We start from the raw sequence: 17896 nt of genomic DNA on the forward strand, positions 1-17896 counted from the left end.
GCCGGAGCCGGAGCCGGAGCCGGAGCCGGAGCCGGAGCCGGAGCCGGAGCCGGAGCCGGAGCCGGAGCCGGAGCCGGAGCCGGAGCCGGAGCCGGGGTCCCGGCGGCACCGAACCTGATCACGGACGTGTTCACCACCGAGGCCACCGTGCCCGACGTGAAGGCGACCGCGCCTGTTCAACAGCGCCTGGCTGAGTACGGGGTGACACCCGGCGAGCACTACCTCGACTCCGGCTACCCCTCCGCCGATCTCATCACCTCCGCCCTGAAGCAGGGCACCCGCATGGTCACCCCCGTCCTGCTGGGCCACTCCACCCAGGCCGGGGACCACGCCGGCTTCGACAAGAACGCCTTCGCCATCGACTGGAAGGCCCGCCAGGTCCGCTGTCCCGCCGGGAAGAGCAGCGCGCACTGGAACCCGGCGAAACAGCACGGCGCGGACGCGATCGTCATCACCTTCAGTGTCCGCACCTGCCGCCCCTGTCCCTTCCAGGAACAGTGCACCAGCTCCGCGCTGAGCCGGCGCATGCTCACCCTGCGCCCCAGGGAACCGCACGAGGCCCTCGTCCGGGCCCGCGCCGAGCAGAAGACCGAGACCTGGAAAGCCAAGTACGCCCTGCGCGCGGGAGTGGAGGGCACCATCAACCAGGCCTTGGACATCACGGGCATGCGCCGGGCCCGCTACCGCGGACTGCCGAAAGTCCGCCTCCAGCACGCCTTCTCCGCCACCGCGCTCAACGTGATCCGGCTCGACGTGTACTGGACCGGACACGACCGGCACCACACCCGCAGCAGCCGCCTCGAACACCTCGCCTACCGACTCATGGCCTGATTCGTAAATAGATCGCGTCCAAGGTCGAGAAGCCCGATCCGCCTTCGATTTACAGGCCAACAGGGTGGGGCTCGGCCTCCGGACTACTGACCCCGGAATTGCGCAGCAGAGTCTTTATGGCCTGTTTCAGGTCAGGACGGTGCGGTCGGAGACGAGGCCGGTGACGGCTCGATTGGTCGCGGGGAGTGAGTCGGTCGCGTCGGTAGGCCCAACGGGGGTCTTCAAAGTTGAGCGGTGCGGAGGTGTCTGCGGGCTCGGCGGGTGGTGACGCAGCGTGTCCGTAGCCGCTGGTTCTCGGCATTGCGGAAGCCGAACGCGGCTCGTGCGACGAGCTTGATCACGTGGTTGATGGCCTCGCTCTTGGCGTTGTGGTGCCCGGTGCCGATGAACGCCTCGATCTCGGGCCACCAGCGGTCGACGGTGGCGGCGAGCTGCCGCACCTCGGGGATGTCGGCGTCCGCGCACCAGGTGAGGAACTTCCAGCGGACGTGGCCGACTTGGTGTCGGTCGGCCCCGGTGCGGGCCAGGGCGAGGAGGTTGCGGAGGTTCTCCTTGGCAATTCACGCCGTCAGCAGCGTCTGCGCGATCTTCCCCTCGCCGAGCAGCGTGTTCCACATGGTGGCGAACTGGTCGTCGGTGAGATCCTCGCGGTTGCGCAGGAGCCGTCGTCTGGCCTTCCACTCCGGGTCGGTGGCGCGTCCGCGTCGGCCCCGGATCTCGGCGGTGGTGCGGCGCCGGACCATGGACAGCATCTTGTTGGCGAGCTGGACGACGTGGAAGTGGTCGACGACGATCGCGTGCGGCAGGCCGGTGCGGACCGCCGCGCGGTAGGTGGCCGACATGTCGATGGCAACGTGCCGGATGTTCTTTCGCCAGGTCAGCGGTGTGGTGGCGAGCCAGGCCGGGACGTCGGCGACGCTGCGGCCCTCGACCTGGCCGAGCAGCCCGCCGGTGCCGAGGGCGTCGACGAAGCCGGTGTGCCACCGGTCGCGTGTCTGCACCCATCTGCCGGTGTCAGGGTCCTGTTCCCAGCGCGGCTTGCCCCGGCGGGTCTCATCGATGCCCAGTACGTCGACCTCGGGCAGCGGGGCGTCGACGACCTCGCGTGCCGATGTGCGAAAGGCGCCCATCACCGTGGGCCAGGACAGGTGCAGGTCGCGGGCGGCCTGGATCACCGTGGAACCGGCATCGCGCACGCGGCGGCCGGCCGCGACCCGCAGTCGCATGGTGATCCGCGCGCCGGCCGGTATCTGTGGGATCTGCTCGGTGAACGACCGGCGCGGGCAGCCGGGCTCCCGGCACCACCAGTGGCGCTTGTGCCAGCGGAACTCCAGCCCGCTCTCGCCGTAGGGCAGATCGTGGGGCCGAGTCGTCGCGGAGCCCTTCACCCGCGTGGCGAACACCCCGCACTTGGGGCAGGCCCGGGCCTGCCCATCGGCGGTGATCAGGTGCACCCGGCGGGTGCCGTCCTCCAGCCGCTCCACCCGCGCGACGGCCAGGCCGTCCAGGTCGAGCAGTAACGTCGTATCGTTGTCCAAGCCCGTGGTTTCTGAATGATCGTTCTGCGTCGAGAACAGAAATGATCACTCATGGCCACGGGCATCCTGCTGCCAGGACCACCTCATTACCCTGGCCCTCACGCAACGTGACAGCCAGTCAGTCCACTCGGGACGACACACCGCTCAAGTTCGAAGACCCCCCCAACGGTTGAGTTGTACAGGTGTTCAGGTCGGCGAGGCCATTGCGGTGAGCTGGTGCACATCGTGACGTAGCCGCAGTTTTGTCAATTCGTCGGGGTCGAGCTGGCCGCGGGAGCCTAGCAACAGCTCTGCGAGCTCCTCGAAATAGTCCTCGTGACCGGAAGGGGCGGCCTGAAAGAGCATGACCGTCGGCTCGTCCGTGGTGTTACGAAAGGCATGGGGGCATCCGGCCGGCACGTGCATCAGAGAGCCCGGGCCGGCGTGCAGGGGCGACCTTCCGTCCTTGGACACCCACGTCGACCAGTGTGTCTTTGATCGAATTGCTGGCTCGAACGCGAAGAGTTCTATGTTTCCGGAGACGACGTAGAAGAGTTCCTCTCCGTGCGTGTGGTAGTGGGCGCCGACATCGAATCCGGGCGGAACGATCGTCTCGAACGTCGATGTGATGGCCTTCGAACCGCCGGCGATTTTGAGGGTGGTGTGCAGGCCGCCGCCCACGATCAGTGTGCCCGCCCCTGGAGCGAGCATGGTTCCGTCACTCATGAACACCTCGTGTGCGTCAGGAAGTTGGAACTGTCTTCGGTTTGTGCGATACGCCGGACAGTACAACGCTCCGTGGTAGTGGGGCAGTGGTGTGAGGCGTGAACGTCCCCGTCCCCGAGGGTTCAGTACTTCCCGGTCCGACGGGGGTTTTGAGGGTCGGCGAGGCTGGCCGGTGAACTGGTTTTGCCAACAGGGCGGCAGCGGCGGCCGGTGCCGCGTCAGTGTCCTCCTGCCGGCACGGGAATCTGTCGCTCGAGGTATGGCGGGGGAGCGGCCCTGGAGATCCGGGCTCTTCTACCAGTGTGCCGGTATATCAGGTTGTCGCCGTGTAGCCGCCGTCGATGACCAGCACCTCACCGGTCACGAAGGGGTGCGAGACCGCCAGGGTGTACACGCTCTCGGCCACGTCCTCCAGCGTGACGTTGCGCGAGAGGGGGGTCATACGGGCCCGCCGTTCCATGAGTCTGTCGTAGTTGTCGCCGAGCGTGCGCTCCATCCATTCGCCCGCGATCCATCCCGGTGCCACCGCGTTCACCCGCACCTGTGGGGCGAGCACCCGCGACAGCGTCTTGGTGAGGCTGACGATCGCGGCCTTGCTGGCCGCGTAGGCGAGAGGCTGGGGACCCGGCCGCAGCCCCACGATGCTGGCCACGTTGACCACCGAGCCTCCGGCGGCCCGCAGGGCCGGGGCGCAGGCGCGGGTGACCTGGACCAGGCCGCGCACGTTGACCTGGAAGACCCGGTCCCAGTCGGCGAGGTCGATCCCGTCGAGATCGTCGGGGAGCGTCTCACTGGTCGTGCCTGCGTTGTTGACGAGGATGTCGAGGCTGCCGGAGGGTCCGGCAGCCGTCCGCGCCATCTCCCGCACGGCGTCGTCGTCGCTCACATCCGCCTGTATGGCCTGGTGCCGGCCCGGGTGTTGGCGCAGCTCCTTCAGCGTGGCCTCCGCGCGCTCCTTGGAGCGGCTGTAGTTGATCGTGACGTCGTAGTCGGCCGCCGCCAGTCGCAGGGCCACGGCGCGGCCGATGCCTCCGGCCGATCCGGTGACGAGGGCGGTCCGCCCGTGGGGAACGGTGGGTTCAGTCAAGGAAAGCTCCTCAGGTTTGAAGTGGGGGAGGGCGTCGTCACAGGCCCAGGACGCGTTCCGCGTTCTCGTGGAAGACCTTGTGGAGAACCGTCTCGGAATAGCCGAGCTCGTCCCACTCCCGAAGCAGCCGGTCGAAGGGGATGCTCGGATGGTCGGTACCGAACATGATCTTGTCCTGCAGGCGGGCTCTGATGTCCACCTGCAGGGACGGGGGGAAGTACTTGGGGGCCCAGCCGGAGAGCTCCCAGAAGACGTTGCCCTTGTGCAGGGCGACCGCCGTCATTTCGTCCACCCAGGGGTAGCCGGGGTGCGCGGCGATGATCGTCAGGTCGGGGAACTGGGCGGCCAGCCGGTCGACGGCCATGGGATGGGCATGGCCGATGGAGGATCCGAGCCCCCCGGGCAGTCCGGCCCCCATTCCGGTCGTCCCGACGTCGATCATGACCGGCAGGCCGAGGTCGCGGATGCAGGCGAACAACGGGCGCAACTTCGGATCATCGACCTGGAAGCGGCCCACAATGGGATGGAAGTGGAAACCGAGGACCCCGTCCGACTTTGCCGCCCGCTCCGCCTCCTCGAGCGCGGCATCGCCCTCGAGGGGGTCGACCGCGCCCCATGCCCCGAGAAAGACATCGGGATGGCGGTCACGCATCTCTGCCACGGCGGTGTTGCTCATGGGAGGGGCACCGGTCAGCAACTCGATGTCGAAAGCCACGAGCAGGGCCTGGAGTCCGGCGGCCTTGAGGTCGTCCACCACTGCTTGTTCTTCGCGCCCGACCCAGGGCTTGTTCCAGTATTTCGCCAGAGCTTCCGCGAAGGGACCCTGCGACGCAACCCACTCAGGGGTGCCGGGATAGCAGTGCAGATCAATCCGACGCATCTCTCACTCTCGCACATCAGGGCCGGTTTGCGGCCGGTCGGCGGGCCAGGCCAGCGCCCGCCTTCGCGATTATTGTTACCTACCTTGGTAGGTGGCAAGCTACCATGCCGTTAGCGCGCGGAGAAGGCATCGAGGGCGGACCCCGGTGCCTGACGTGCAGCGAGGAGGGCGCCGAGTGTCTGGAATAACGCATTTGCGGAGCATTGATATCTGCGTGGAGTCACCGCAGGAACTGCTCGACTTCTATGAGCAGACCTGGGGACTGTGCTCCGTGCGCAGTCCCCAGGCCGGAACGCGCGTCGAGTTGCGTGCGCGAGGCCGGGAACACCATGTGCTGGCTCTCTGCACCGACAGCGGTTCCCCGGCCCGTATCTGCCTGGGCGCGGCCAGCGCCGCGGATGTCGACATGCTCGCCGAGCGGCTGCGCACGGCCGGCGCGGAGATCGTGACCGCTCCCGGCCCGCGCACGCACGCCGGGGGTGGCTATGCAGTGGAGGCCCGGGATCCGGAGGGGCGGCTCATCGAGGTCAGTGCGGGACTCGACGACCACGCGGAATCCATGGACACCGCCCACGGCCCGGACCGGCTGAGCCACATCGTCCTGAACTCCGTGGATCTCGCCGCGTCCAAGAAGTTCTACACCGAGGTTCTGGGCTTCCAGGTCTCCGACTGGTACGAGGACGAGCAGATGGTGTTCTTGCGGTGCAACCCGGTACACCACTGCCTCGTACTGGCACCAGGGAAGTGGACGTCACTCAATCACGTCGCCTTCGAGGTCGCGTCGGCGGACGAGGTCATGAAGGCCCTGGGCCGCATGCGCAAGGCAGGTTACGACAGCATCTGGGGCCCCGGCCGACACGGACCGGGAGGCAATGTCTTCTGCTACTTCGTGGACCCGGCAGGCAATGTCATCGAGTACACCGCCGAACTGCTCGAGGTCGACGACACCTGGGTCCCGCAAGAGTGGGCTCGCACGCAGGGAAACGCCGACATGTGGGGCACAAGCGGCGGCATCACACCGGACGTGATTGCTGCGATGGCCAACCCGCCCCGCTCGGCGGGCGGCGAAGGAAAGGACATGGACCAGTGAAGGCCATCGTCATGCACCGGTTCGGAGGCCCCGACGTCCTCGGACTCGAAGAAGTACCGACCCCTGCGCCGACGGCCGGTGAGGTCCGAGTACGGGTGGCCGCCGTGATCGTGGCACGCACCAAGGACGTCGCCGCACGGGCGGGCAAGCCGCCCTTCGCGCCTCAGATAACCGAACTGCCCCACGTCCTGGGAGCGGAGCATGCCGGTGTCGTCGACAAGGTGGGGCCCGGCGTCGATCCGGGGCTGATCGGCAAGCCGGTCGCGGTGTCCGCCGTACTGTCGTGCGACGACTGCCGCGCCTGCAGAGCGGGCCGGGAGGAGGCATGCGCCTCGTTCGGCCTCCTCGGTGTCCACCGGCCCGGGAGCTACGCCGAGTACTGCACCGCTCCGGTGAGCAATGTGCAACCGCTGCCCAACGGCGTCGGTTTCGTGGATGCCGCCGCGATGGCCGCGAACGGCCCCGTCGCACGGGCCCAGTTGGACGCGGGTGATGTCGGGCGCGACTCCACCGTCCTCGTCGTGGGGGCCGCTGGAGCACTGGGTTCCACCGTTGCCGCACTCGCCGCGCATCGCGGCGCGCACGTGATCGGCGTCGATCGCATCGAGGCGAAACCGGGTTGCCTGGACGCCCTTCCGCTCGCAACCGCTCTCGACGGCGACAGCTCCGACCTGGACCGGCAGATCCGCGCCGCCGCGGGTTCGTGGGGGATCGATTGCGTCGTGGACAACCTTGGTCTTCCCGCGCTGTGGGACGCCTACCGCGACTCGGTCGCAGACATGGGAAGGATCATCGTCAGCGGAGCCGTCAGCCACACGCCGATCCCCATGTACCTGCTGCCCTTCTACCTGCACAGTCAGTCCCTCATCGGAGTGCGAACCGGTAACCGACAGCAGATCGACGCGTTCTGGCGCGACGTCGCAGAGGGTTTCCGGATGCCCAAAACCATGGTGTACGGCGTGAGTTGGGAGGCAGTGGCCGACGCCCACCGGAGCGTGGAGGGCGGCACGTCCCTCGGCCAGGCGGTACTTCTCGTCGGCACCTGATACCCGGACCGCACGTCCGTGGGTGGGTCGGCGGAGTGACCGGCCATGGACGCGGGAACCACAAGTGAGGGCGAAGCGGTGCAGGCGGCGGCCCCGGCAGCATGGTCGAGGCCGTCACTGCACTGCCGGCACACTCGCGGCGTCCCGCAGTTCCCCGTCCTGACACGGAGCGGACGCGGGCGCCGCCCCTGCCCTGTTCAGCACCATCGGCTGTTCGCAGGGGCAGCGGGAGCTGCCGATGCGGGGATGCGGCACGGCGAGGGCCTCTGATCCAAGCAGGCCGTCAGCGGGCACCGCGGCGCCCGCGCACCCCTGGCCGGGCCGGTACTGAGCCGGGCCGGGTGCGTCTGCGTCGCTGCCCGCCACCCGAGCGGTCAGCGGTGACACCGGGCCGGACATCGGCATCCGTGACGACTGCAGAGCGTCGCCGCCTCGGGTCGGTGTCCCGCAGCGCGGTAGTCGGCCTGGCCGCTGGGCCCGGGCAGCCGTGCTTCCTGCAACTCCACCGTGGCGCCGGGCCGGCCCTTGATGCCGGTGACGCCGACGGCGCCGTATCCGGGACGCGCCCGGCTGTCTCTGCCCTTTCCGGGGTAAGCCCGGTTGCCGTTCTTGCTTGCCGTGCCCGGCGCTGACGTCCAGCCTCCTCCCTGTCACTCTCCTGGCCAGTCAGGGGTCCGTCTCTCGTTGAAGGCTGCGATCCCTTCGGCCCGGTCGCCGGAGAAGGCGGCCGCGTGCCATGCCGCGTCCTCGACGGCGAGTGCCGAGTGGAGATCCGCGCCCCGGCCCTGCCGTAGAGCCCGCTTCGCGGCCCGCAGCCCGACAGGCGAATGGGCAGCCATCTCGGTGGCCAGCGCGAGCGCGTCGGAGCGGTCCCCGCCCTGGTCGGCCATCACGTCGACCAGGCCGAGGACGAATGCCTCGTGCGCGGGCACCCGCCGAGCGGTGAAGATGAGCTGTGCCGCCCGCGCAGCCCCCACCCTGCACGGCAGCGAGTGTGTTCCGCCGCCTCCCGGAATGAGCCCCACGGACACCTCTGGCAGTCCCACGACCGCAGTGGTATCGGCCACGATCACATCGCAGGCGAGCGCCAGTTCGTAGCCGGCTCCCAACGCGAACCCGTGCACGGCGGCCACAGTCGGCATGGGCAGCTCCAGCACTCCGCTGTACAGGGCCCTCATCCGAGAGCGCTGCCGTGCGAGATCCGTGTCCGTGAAGGAGTTGCGCTCCTTGAGGTCGGCGCCCACGCAAAAGGCGCGCTCGCCGGTCGAGGTCAGTACCACGGCGCTGACCGAACGCGCTTCCGCCAGGACGGCACAGGCGTCGGCGAGAGCGTCCGCCATGTCCGTGGAGATGGCGTTCATCGCCTGGGGCCGGTCCAATACGACCTCGGCGACGGCCCCCTTTCGCCCATGGGTGCGCAGCGCCACGTGAGCTCCGAAACGCCGTTCGGTCATCATCGTTGTTCTGTTCTCCTTGCAACGTCGCCGCGTTCAGTGTTCAGGACGCGCCATGAGCGGACACCCGCCCATGCGCGCCGGCGGTGCGCCGCCGCAGGATGCGGCGAGGTAGGACGGGGACCAGAAGTGGTCGCCCCACAGGTACTTGCGGATGTGGCCGGGGAACTCCTGGCGGAGCCTGCGGGCGGAGACGCCCTTGAGGCTGCCGACGAGTCTGGAGATGGCGATCTTGGGCGGGTAGTGCACGAGCAGGTGTACGTGATCGCGTCCGCCGTTGAACTCGACCAGCTCGGTTTCGAAGTCGGCGCATACGGCCCGCATGATCTCTTCACAGCGCGCAAGGATCTCTGCGGTGAACGGTCCGCGCCGGTACTTGGGTGTGAAGACCAAGTGGGCGTGGAGGGTGTAGACGACCGTGCGGCCCCTGCGTATGTCGGGGTTTGGCTCCCACCGTGGTGACATAGATCAACTGCAGTACGGTGATCGTCATGAAGATCGTGACGCAGGTGAAGCTGATGCCGGAGGCCGAGCAGGCCGCCGCGCTGTCGGCGACCCTGCGCACGGTCAACGATCTGGCGTGCTGGGTATCCGAAGTGGTGTTCGCCCACGGGGTGCCGCGTGAGTACGAGCTGCGCAAGCACACGTACCCGCGCCTGACGGCCGAAGGGCTCGGGGCGCAGGCCGCTCAGAACACCATCAAGAAGGTGCGCGACGCCTACACCACCTTGAAGGCGAACATCCGGGCCGGGAATCTCGGCAAGGAGGGCTCGAAGCGCCGCCGCAAGGCGCAGTCCAAGCCGATCACGTTCCGGCCCGAGGCCGCGCAGCCGTACGACGACCGGTGTTTGAGCTGTCAGTACGACCAGCAGACCGTGTCGATCTGGACCACGTCCGGACGGCTCAAGAAGGTGCGCTTCTCCTGCTCCGCCGACGCGCTCAAGGTGCTCCGGCAGTACCGCAAGGGCGAGCCCGACCTGATCGAGCGTGACGGCGTCTTCTACCTGATCGCCACGTGCGAGGTTTTCGAGGCCGAGCCCTACGAGCCGGACAGCTTCATCGGCGTGGACCTGGGCATCGTCAACATCGCCACCACATCCACCGGCTACCAGGCCGCCGAACGGCAGCTCAACCGGTACCGCAAGCGGCAGCTTGCCCTGCGGGCCAAGCTCCAGAAGAAGCGCACCAAGAGCGCCAAGCGCCGGTTGAAGGAGCGCTCTCGTCGCGAACAGCGGCACGTCAAGAACACCGACCACATCATCGCCAAGACGATCGTGACCGAGGCTGAACGCACCTCGGCCGGGATCTCCCTGGAAGAACTCAAGGGAATCCGGCAGAGGGTACGGCTTTGCAAGCCCCAACGGGTCGCACCCCACTCCTGGGCCTTCGCCCAGCTCGGAGAATTCATCGTTTACAAGGCCAAGCGGGCTGGCGTGCCCCTGGTCTTCGTTGATCCCGCGTGCTCCTCCCGTGAGTGCGCCGAGTGCGGCCACACCGACCGCCTCAACCGGATCTCCCAAGCCGCGTTCGTATGCCGGTCGTGCGGCATCGTTGCGCACGCCGACCGGAACGCTTCCCACGTCCTCGCCCGCAGGGGCGAGCACGCGTGGACTGCGGGGCGTGAGTCACGCGTCCCTGCCACCCCATAGGGGTGTCTGGACGGAGGAGCCCACTCAGCACCCGGTTGGGCGCTACCTCCAAGCCCGGTCCTTCAGGGCCGGGTCATGTCGACAGACGTTCGAGGACGAGGGCCATTCCCTGTCCTCCTCCCACGCAGAGGGTGGCGAGCCCGGTCTTCGCGCCGCGGTGTTCGAGGTTGGCGAGCAGCGAGCACAGCAGCCGGATGCCGGTCATGCCGAAGGGGTGCCCGAGGGCGATGGCGCCACCCGAGGGGTTGAGCTGGTGATCGATGTCGATCCCGACGGTGCGGCAGACGGCGAGCACCTGAGCGGCGAACGCCTCGTTGAACTCCACCACGTCGATGTCCTCGATGGTGAGGTTCGCCCGGCGCAGGACCCTTCTGATGGCGTCGGTGGGCCCCACGCCCATGATCTCCGGTGCGACGCCGCTGACCGCCGTCGCGACGATCCTCGCCCGCGGCGCGAGCCCCTCGCGCTCGGCGAGCCGCTCGCTGACGAGTACCGCCGCTGCCGCGCCGTCGTTGAGCGGACATGAGTTGCCGGCGGTGACGCTGCCCTGCTCGCGGAAGACCGGCGGCAGGGCGGCGAGCTTGGCAAGGGTTGTGTCCCGGCGGGGGCCGTCGTCCTCGCTGACCGTCCGGCCGTCCGGGAGGACCACCGGAGTGAACTGCCGTGCTGTGCGGCCTGAGTCGATCGCCTCGACGGCGAGGCGATGACTGCGCAGCGCGAGAGCGTCCATGTCGTCCCTGCTCACCCGGTAGCGCTCCGCCACGTTCTCGGCTGTCAGCCCCATGGGGATGTACACATCCGCTATCCCGCCCTCGGTGAGCGCCGGATGCCGGTCCTCCGTGCGTGTGGTGCGCCCCACCTGGCTGACCGACTCCACGCCGGACACGAGATATGCCTCCGCCTCGCCCGAGGAGATCGCGTGGGAGGCCATGCGGACCGCCTGCAGGCTCGATGCGCAGAACCGGTTGACCGTGGCGCCCGGTATGTCGAGCGGCAGCCCAGCCAGCAGACCGGCCCGCCGGGCGAGATTGGCTCCCTGCTTTCCTTCCGGATAGGCGGTGCCCAGCGCGTGGTCGTCGAGCAGTTCGGGGTCGAGTCCGCTCTCCCGTACGGCCTGTCCGATCACGCCGGCCACGAGGTCGTCGGGACGGCAGTCCCTGAGCGACCCCTTCACGGCGCGGCCGATCGGGGTCCGCGTGGCCGAGACAAGAAACGTGCCGAGCATTGCACCCTCCTGTGTAGTACCTACTTAAGTAGGTAGTGTACGCGGCATGAAACGATCTGAAGCCTCGCTCTCGAGCTCGGCAGGAGTGGCCGTGGTCACCCTTCAGGCCCCCGAGAGACGGAATCTGCTCTCCGCCGAGATGGTGCGCGCCCTCTCGGACGCCTTCGATCAACTGGAGGAGGACCGGACGATCCGGTGTGCCGTACTGACAGGGGCCGGCAGCGCGTTCTGCGCCGGAGCCGACCTGTCGACCCTGGAGGATGCGGCGCACGGCCGCTTCGAACCCGTTCGGGGGGTCTATGAGGGCTTCCTGCGCGTCCTGCGCTCTCCGCTGCCGACGATCGCGGCGGTCAACGGCCCGGCGGTGGGTGCGGGCTTCAATCTCGCGCTGGCCTGCGATGTCCGTCTGGCGGCGGAGTCGGCGGTCTTCGACACCCGGTTCGCGCGCCTCCACCTGCACCCAGGAGGCGGCCACAGCTGGCTGTTGGTGCAGGCCGTCGGACGGCAGCAGGCCACCGTGGCGTGCCTCTTCGGACAGGTCTGGAAAGCTCAAGAGGCGTACGAACGCGGGCTGGTGGCCGGGGTGCATCCCGATGGCCAGGTGCTCGACGCCGCCGTGGCACTGGGGCAGAACCTCAACGGCCATGACGGTGCCTTCGTCCGCAGACTCACGGACACGATCCGCCAGTCGGCTGTCACGGCGGAGCATCGAACGGCGCTCGCGGCGGAGACCGAGGCCCAGCTCTGGTCGACGCGGCAGCCGGCTTTCTTGGAAGGGGTCAGAAACCTTCGCGACGCGATTAACCGGCGCCGTTCACGCGACGACCGGAACACTTCCGGCGACGGATGACGAACGGGTCGGGCCCGCCCCGGATCCGGGGCGGGCCCAGGGGTGATCCAAATTCGTTTGATCTCGGCGTTGCTGCTGGTCACGGGGCGATGCCAAGGAGATCGAGGGTGCGGGTGAAGGGTTCGTAGGACATCTCGCGGAGGCTGGCGGCGATGTTGGTGTGGCCGTGCTCGCGGAGCTTGTTGATCGCGATGCTGCGCAGAGTGGCCATGTTTTCCGGGCCGTGGCCGGTGCGGACTTGGGAGCGGTCCTCGTCGAAGGTGACATCTCGGATGAAGTGCAGCCGGTTTTCGATCACCCACTGTGATCTCACGAGGCGGACGATCTTCTCTGGGGACGCCTGTCGGCTGGTGAGGTCGGTGATCACGTAGATGGTCTCGCGGGTCCGCTTCCCGGTCCTCATGCTGGTGCGATACCGGGTGATCTTCGCGACCTGGGCGGCGTGCGGGAAGTCCAGGTCATCGACGGTGAGCACCTGAACTACCCGGGTTTCCCTGCGGCCGTGGCCCTGGCTGCGGTCGTAGAATTTCGCGGTCGCCCGCTCCCAGGGCAGCGTGCGCAGCGGCTCGTGCAGCGTCGGCCGGTTCTTCTTCACCGTGAACGCGTAGTGCGCCTTCTTCACCTCGACGAGGAAGACAGCATGGTCACGCTGTGTGTAAGGCGTCGGCGGTCACCACGATCCCGGCCAAGTCGAAGGGATCCAACAGGGCCGCGCAGCAGGTGATTTCATTCGTCTTGTCCGGCACCCGCAGCCGGGTGACGGTCCGGCCGTCGCTGGTCATGGCGGCGAGCAGGTGCGCAGCCGGGCTCTGACCGTGGCGGGAACCGCGGGCGCTCTTCCCGTCCGCGGCCACCGACTCCGCCCCGGCCGGGACTTCGCCGGTCAGGTCGGCCAGGCCGCCCGGGCAGACGGTGGAGACGATCTGTCGGATCGTTGATCTACTCGGCGCGATCCGCACGTTCAGCGAGGTCAGCAGGCGTGCGCCGAGCCGGGCCAGCGTCCGCTGCGGGGCACTGCGGGCCCACTGCCCGATCGCCGCGTACGACCGCGCGCCCGCCACCACGGCGGACGCGGCGATCAGCAGCACCGCCACGAACGGGTGACGTACGCCCCGGCGATGGCGCGGGTCCGGGAGCCTGACCAGCCGCTCCGCCAACGACAGCTCCGAACACCCCGCCAGCGATGGCGACTTGACGAGACAGACGGTGGCAGACTGACGGCACATCGAGGCTCCGGTTCGAGACGGTCACTGGCAAGGTCATCCGTCCACAACAGGAGCCTCGATCTGTTCGTAGCGGCCCGCGCCGACATCGTCACTACGCCGTGACCAGCACCTTCACCCACCCGGCAGGATTTTGGAACAGCCCTGGGGGCGGGCCCGACCCGTTCGTCATCCGTCGCGCACCGGATACGGGCGTTGGCCCGTCCGGCGGGCGCCCCTCACTTGCGAACGCGGACCGGGTTGCAGACCCTGCCGACGCCCGGGATCGCGACCTCCACCTCGTCGCCGGCGCAGAGGAAGATTCCTCGACCGGCCCCCACACCGGACGGAGTGCCGGTGGCAATCACGTCTCCGGGTTCCAGAGTCACCAACTCGCTGGCTGCAGACACGAGTTCGGCGACCGAGCACACCATCAAAGAGGTCGAGGCGGACTGCACCATGTCGCCGTTGACCCGCGTCTGCACGACAAGGTCCTGTGGATCGTCGATGTGCCAGGCGGGCACCACGTCGAAGGCCATCGGCAACGAGGTGTCCGCTCCTTTGGATGCGAGCCAGTCCCAGACGAAGGGGGGCGGCACCTCCTGCCGACGGTGCGGGCCTCGCAGCGAGATGTCATTCACCACGGTGTACCCGCCCACGTGATCCATGGCTTCTCCCGGCCGGATGTCCCGGCCTCCTTTGCCGATCACGACTGCCAGTTCGCCCTCCCAGTCGACCTTGTCGTCCGGGGCGCCGCTGATCAGGATGGGGGCGCCGTCAATGACGAGGGATGTGGTGGGCGGCTTGAGGAAGAAGTAGGGACGCCACTGCGCGCCGAAAGACTCACCCATCTCCGCAAGGTGGTCCGCATAGTTGGGCCCCGAGCACAGCACCTTGCGCGGATAGCGCAGCGGAAGGTCCAGTACGGGACGCTCCACGACGGGCGCCCCGTCCAGCGGGGCCGAGCGCAGCGCGCGTGCCGCACGGTCCCAGTCCTTCATGAGCTCCAGCACACCCGGATAGACCGCGAGTTCCGGCGGTGCCACCACCCTCCCGTCCTCCAGGCGTACGCCGACCCGGCTCTGGCCCTGGACCCGGACGCCGGCCGGACGGTAGGTGACGAGACTCCACCTGGTCATGAGGTGCACCAGAAATCAACGGCATCAAGTGACATATTCACTACCTTAGTGAGTAGCAGACAATCGCGTCAACGCTGCGGAACGTGCGCGGCGGTGAGGAGGTGCCCGATCCCGCTTCGGCGGGTGCTGCCATCGAGGCACTCAGCGGGATGCTCGGGGCATCTCAAAGATCGTGCCGCTGCCGTGGCAGTCCTTCGGTGAACCCCTCGTCAGGGGACCTCCGTCAGGCCGCCGACGGTCGTTCGGGCCGTCGCCCGCGGGGAACCAGGAGGATGGCGAGCGCACCGACCAGGGCCGGCACGACAAGGAAGTAGAAGCCCACCGTGGGGTCCGAACTCACGCCGATCACAAGGGTGAGGTAACTGGGGCCGACGATGGAGCCGAAGCGGCCGATGCCGAGGGTGAACCCAAGGGCCGTACCGCGCATCTGGTGGGGGTAGTACCGAGCCACGTAGGCACATATGACGTTCTGGGACCCCAGGATGCCTCCGCCGGCCAGGGTCACCGTCCCGAGGATGGCCCAGTGGCCTTCTGTGGTGGTCAGGGCGCGCATGGCCGCGGTGGCACACAGGAACAGGGTGACGACACACAACTTGGCGGGGACCCAGTCGGCGATCATGGAGAAGAGCAGCGTCACGACGACGGCCCCGCTGTTGAAAGCGATGACGAACATGAGGGCGGAACTCACGCCGTGGCCCGTCTCCGCCATGAGCGTCGGCAGCCAGGAGTTCACTCCGTAGATCAGCAGCAACCCGATCATGGACGCGATGGAGAAGAGGATGCTGGCCACCGCCCACCCGGGCTCGAAAAGACCCCACCATTCTCGTGAGACGACCTGCGCGTCTCGTCGTGAGGCCCGGTCCGGGACGGACGCCTCCGTGGGCTTCGCGACCGGCATGAAGGACCAGCAGAGCGGGGCCAGCAGGATCGGCAGGGCGCCGATCAGAAACACCCACTGGAGCCCCATCCCGGTCGGCAGGAAGTGGTCGGTGCTCGCCGCCGCGACGCTGCCGACGGGAATGCCCGACTGGGCGATGCCGCAGTAGAGCGAACGGCGCTGCGGCCGGGACCAGTCGACCACGAGGACGCACACCAGCGGGGCCAGAACACCGAGGCCGATACCCAGCAGAAAGCGGCTGACGCCGAGGGCCGCGGGGCCGGAGGTGAGCCCGGTGAACAGCATGCAGCCCGAGATCCATGCGGCGCAGGAGGCGATGGTGGCTCTGCGGCCGTACGTGTCACTCAACCTGTTGGCCATGAATCCACCGATTGCCGCGCCCAGCGCCGTGACGCTGGCCATGACGCCCAGGACGCCGGCGGTCACCTGCGTGTTGGGCTGCCTCAGCAGCGAGGGGGAGACGGCCGGCAGGGAGAACAAGTCGTAGCCGAAGACGAAGAACACCAATGTACCCAGCAGCAGGACGGCGCGGCGTCTCCAACGACCGGGGCGGATCAGCTCTGTGCGGGCGTGCACATACGTTGTGGATGGATTCATGTCGGCCTTCTGGTGTGGACTGATCGGAGGGGCCTTCCGGCCGCGGGCCTGCACGAAGTGGATGCGGCGTCCGGCGGCGCCGGTCCGCAGCCGCCGCGGACTGGGGTGACGCCGTGAGAAATCCAATCCGTTCGGACGTTGGCCGGGGCAGTGGTACGGGCAGCCCGCATCGCCACGGGGTACCAGGGGTGGCGGTGGTCCTCGCGGATGGCGGGACGCGGACTGGACCATGGAACGCGCCGAGCTTCTGGCTTTGCGGCATGCTCGACGTCGTCCGCTACGAGGCCGAGCGCATGGACCGGTGTGCTACCTACTTAAGTGGTGAGGTTCTATCATGACTGATATGCGCTGTCCACGGCACGCACAGTGATCAGTTCTCTCGCCGGCCCCGTCCTGCGCGAGCAGCCTTCCATGGCTGCTGCCTCGCCTTGCCCTGCTCTGCCCGGGTCCTGAGCAGGGCGATGGGGGAGACCCAGCCGGTGCGTCAGGTCACACCCCTCCGGGATCGACGGTGCCTTGGAACCAGCAGGGAGGAGGGGCAGCCCGGTTGCTCCATGGCGGCCGATTCACCGCGGTTCCGCGGATCGGGTCGCGAGCAGGGCTGCACGAAATCGCCCAGCAGTGGGATTTGGACGCCGCCGGTGCTGGATCGGCTCCGGGCGGTCCGTCGAAGAGTGCGCCGGTTTCGATAGCGCCGGCCGCAGCGGAGTTAGGCCACCCCGTCCGGCTGTAGCACCTCGCGGACCACGGCCACGGCGATGGCGGGGAGGGGCAACCCACGCTCGGCAGTGGGCTACTCGCCGACGCCGGCCCTTGGAGGTCGGGCGGCTGGCCACTGGTGAAAGCCCTGGCCCGTTTTGCGACCGAGGTGGCCGGCCGCGACCATGCGGGCGAGCAAGGGGGGCGGCGCATGGTGCGGTTCGCGGTATTCCTGGTAGAGCGACTCGGCGATGGCCAGCGTCGTGTCGAGGCCGATGTGGTCGGCCAGGGCCAGGGGTCCCATGGGGTGGGCGCAGCCCATCACCATGCCCGAGTCGATGTCGTCGGCGCTGGCGAACCCCGATTCGTACATCCTGATCGCGGCGGTGATGTAGGGGATCAGCAGCGCGTTGACGATGAATCCCGCGCGGTCCTGGGAGCGGATGACGTGGCGTCCCAGTATGTCGGTCGCGAAGGCGTGAATGCGTTGCCGGGTGCTCTCCTCGGTGAGGACCGAGGCAGTGACTTCCACCAGTTTCAGTGTCGGGACCGGGTTGAAGAAGTGCAGCCCGATGATCATGTGAGGTCTGGAAGTGACCGTCGCCAGTTTCACCACCGGTATGGACGAGGTATTGGAGGCGATGACGGCGTCGGGCTGCGTCATGGCCTTGTCCAGAGCCCTGAAGACATCCCTCTTCAGCTCTTCCCGTTCGGGGACGGCCTCGATGGCGAGGTCGCGGTCTGCGAAGTCGTCGAGCTCGGTGGTGAAGGTCAGCAAAGCGAGTGCTTCCGCGCGGGCCTGCTTGCCGATCTTGCCGCGTTGCACGGCGCGATCCAGGGACGCCTGGATTCTCGCCCTGCCGGCGCTGACGCTATCGGCGTCGACTTCGTAGACCTTCGTCTCGAGGCCGGCGCGGGCGCAGATCTCGGCGATGCCGGAGCCCATGAGCCCGCAGCCCACGATGCCCACTCTGTCGATGCCGGCGCGGTCTGTTCTGGTCATGTC

Annotated in this window: 16 protein-coding genes and 1 pseudogene; 5 read left to right on the forward strand and 12 right to left on the reverse strand. The window is 68.2% G+C overall.

From position 1 onward, the window contains the following. Positions 1-831 (forward strand): transposase (locus ACIRPX_RS39265; RefSeq protein ID WP_404204435.1); only part of this gene is annotated, 831 nt, incomplete at its 5' end. Between the two features lie 221 nt (positions 832-1052). Here ACIRPX_RS39265 and ACIRPX_RS39270 read toward each other — a convergent pair. The 4 genes and pseudogenes from ACIRPX_RS39270 to ACIRPX_RS39285 form a co-directional block, all read right to left on the reverse strand. Further along, positions 1053-2315: pseudogene (locus ACIRPX_RS39270) on the reverse strand (ISL3 family transposase). Positions 2316-2555: 240 nt separating this feature from the next. Then, on the reverse strand, positions 2556-3074 hold the full coding sequence (locus ACIRPX_RS39275) for a cupin domain-containing protein (protein WP_404204437.1): 519 nt from the start codon (positions 3072-3074) through the stop codon (positions 2556-2558). Between the two features lie 313 nt (positions 3075-3387). After that, positions 3388-4161, reverse strand: coding sequence for an SDR family NAD(P)-dependent oxidoreductase (locus ACIRPX_RS39280; protein ID WP_404204439.1), 774 nt, complete (start codon positions 4159-4161; stop codon positions 3388-3390). A gap of 37 nt (positions 4162-4198) precedes the next feature. Then, positions 4199-5041, reverse strand: coding sequence for an amidohydrolase family protein (locus ACIRPX_RS39285; protein WP_404204441.1), 843 nt, complete (start codon positions 5039-5041; stop codon positions 4199-4201). Positions 5042-5216: 175 nt separating this feature from the next. On the opposite strand from ACIRPX_RS39285, the gene ACIRPX_RS39290 reads away from it, so the two are divergent. Both ACIRPX_RS39290 and ACIRPX_RS39295 read left to right on the forward strand, forming a co-directional pair. Beyond that, on the forward strand, positions 5217-6131 hold the full coding sequence (locus tag ACIRPX_RS39290) for a VOC family protein (RefSeq protein WP_404204443.1): 915 nt from the start codon (positions 5217-5219) through the stop codon (positions 6129-6131). Between the two features lie 11 nt (positions 6132-6142). Continuing rightward, positions 6143-7177, forward strand: a complete 1035-nt coding sequence (locus ACIRPX_RS39295) for an alcohol dehydrogenase catalytic domain-containing protein (protein ID WP_404204510.1) — start codon at positions 6143-6145, stop codon at positions 7175-7177. 650 nt (positions 7178-7827) lie between these two features. Here the strand turns inward: ACIRPX_RS39295 and ACIRPX_RS39300 are convergent. Together ACIRPX_RS39300 and tnpA are read right to left on the reverse strand one after the other, a co-directional pair. Beyond that, positions 7828-8631: an enoyl-CoA hydratase/isomerase family protein gene (locus tag ACIRPX_RS39300; protein ID WP_404204512.1), complete on the reverse strand. Its 804-nt coding sequence runs from the start codon at positions 8629-8631 to the stop codon at positions 7828-7830. Positions 8632-8667: 36 nt separating this feature from the next. Further along, positions 8668-9096, reverse strand: coding sequence for an IS200/IS605 family transposase (gene tnpA, locus ACIRPX_RS39305; protein ID WP_404204445.1), 429 nt, complete (start codon positions 9094-9096; stop codon positions 8668-8670). A gap of 26 nt (positions 9097-9122) precedes the next feature. On the opposite strand from tnpA, the gene ACIRPX_RS39310 reads away from it, so the two are divergent. Next, entirely contained in the window at positions 9123-10280 is a 1158-nt protein-coding gene (locus ACIRPX_RS39310; RefSeq protein WP_404204446.1) for an RNA-guided endonuclease InsQ/TnpB family protein, read from the forward strand. Between the two features lie 73 nt (positions 10281-10353). On the opposite strand, the gene ACIRPX_RS39315 is transcribed toward ACIRPX_RS39310, so the two are convergent. After that, entirely contained in the window at positions 10354-11505 is a 1152-nt protein-coding gene (locus ACIRPX_RS39315; RefSeq protein ID WP_404204448.1) for a thiolase family protein, read from the reverse strand. Positions 11506-11551: 46 nt separating this feature from the next. Between ACIRPX_RS39315 and ACIRPX_RS39320 the strand changes: the two genes are divergently transcribed. Continuing rightward, on the forward strand, positions 11552-12355 hold the full coding sequence (locus ACIRPX_RS39320; RefSeq protein WP_404204450.1) for an enoyl-CoA hydratase-related protein: 804 nt from the start codon (positions 11552-11554) through the stop codon (positions 12353-12355). 79 nt (positions 12356-12434) lie between these two features. Here the strand turns inward: ACIRPX_RS39320 and ACIRPX_RS39325 are convergent, their stop codons facing one another. From ACIRPX_RS39325 to ACIRPX_RS39345, 5 genes are all read right to left on the reverse strand, one after another. Next, on the reverse strand, positions 12435-12977 hold the full coding sequence (locus tag ACIRPX_RS39325; protein ID WP_404204452.1) for an ISAs1 family transposase: 543 nt from the start codon (positions 12975-12977) through the stop codon (positions 12435-12437). Between the two features lie 22 nt (positions 12978-12999). Continuing rightward, positions 13000-13581 (reverse strand): transposase family protein, encoded by a 582-nt coding sequence (locus ACIRPX_RS39330; RefSeq protein ID WP_404204454.1) that lies wholly within the window; start codon positions 13579-13581, stop codon positions 13000-13002. A 215-nt stretch (positions 13582-13796) separates the two neighbouring features. Beyond that, positions 13797-14606 carry a fumarylacetoacetate hydrolase family protein gene (locus ACIRPX_RS39335; protein ID WP_404204456.1) on the reverse strand — a complete coding sequence of 270 codons (810 nt, stop codon included), beginning with the start codon at positions 14604-14606 and terminating at the stop codon, positions 13797-13799. 313 nt (positions 14607-14919) lie between these two features. Next, positions 14920-16191 carry an MFS transporter gene (locus tag ACIRPX_RS39340; RefSeq protein WP_404204458.1) on the reverse strand — a complete coding sequence of 424 codons (1272 nt, stop codon included), beginning with the start codon at positions 16189-16191 and terminating at the stop codon, positions 14920-14922. Positions 16192-16984: 793 nt separating this feature from the next. Further along, the gene (locus tag ACIRPX_RS39345) at positions 16985-17893 is read right to left on the reverse strand and encodes a 3-hydroxybutyryl-CoA dehydrogenase (RefSeq protein ID WP_404204460.1); all 909 of its coding nucleotides are present in this window, start codon (positions 17891-17893) and stop codon (positions 16985-16987) included. Positions 17894-17896 lie beyond the last annotated feature (3 nt).

This window comes from Streptomyces sp. NPDC101225 (assembly GCF_044767585.1).
Taxonomy (GTDB): Bacteria; Actinomycetota; Actinomycetes; order Streptomycetales; family Streptomycetaceae; genus Streptomyces.

Coding starts and splice junctions, on each gene's coding strand:
- ACIRPX_RS39275 (WP_404204437.1), bottom strand. CDS start 3,074: ATGAGTGACGGAACCATGCTCGCTCCAGGGGCGGGCACACTGATCGTG.
- ACIRPX_RS39285 (WP_404204441.1), bottom strand. CDS start 5,041: ATGCGTCGGATTGATCTGCACTGCTATCCCGGCACCCCTGAGTGGGTT.
- ACIRPX_RS39295 (WP_404204510.1), top strand. CDS start 6,143: ATGCACCGGTTCGGAGGCCCCGACGTCCTCGGACTCGAAGAAGTACCG.
- ACIRPX_RS39300 (WP_404204512.1), bottom strand. CDS start 8,631: ATGACCGAACGGCGTTTCGGAGCTCACGTGGCGCTGCGCACCCATGGG.
- tnpA (WP_404204445.1), bottom strand. CDS start 9,096: ATGTCACCACGGTGGGAGCCAAACCCCGACATACGCAGGGGCCGCACG.
- ACIRPX_RS39310 (WP_404204446.1), top strand. CDS start 9,123: ATGAAGATCGTGACGCAGGTGAAGCTGATGCCGGAGGCCGAGCAGGCC.
- ACIRPX_RS39315 (WP_404204448.1), bottom strand. CDS start 11,505: ATGCTCGGCACGTTTCTTGTCTCGGCCACGCGGACCCCGATCGGCCGC.
- ACIRPX_RS39320 (WP_404204450.1), top strand. CDS start 11,552: ATGAAACGATCTGAAGCCTCGCTCTCGAGCTCGGCAGGAGTGGCCGTG.
- ACIRPX_RS39330 (WP_404204454.1), bottom strand. CDS start 13,581: ATGTGCCGTCAGTCTGCCACCGTCTGTCTCGTCAAGTCGCCATCGCTG.
- ACIRPX_RS39340 (WP_404204458.1), bottom strand. CDS start 16,191: ATGAATCCATCCACAACGTATGTGCACGCCCGCACAGAGCTGATCCGC.
- ACIRPX_RS39345 (WP_404204460.1), bottom strand. CDS start 17,893: ATGACCAGAACAGACCGCGCCGGCATCGACAGAGTGGGCATCGTGGGC.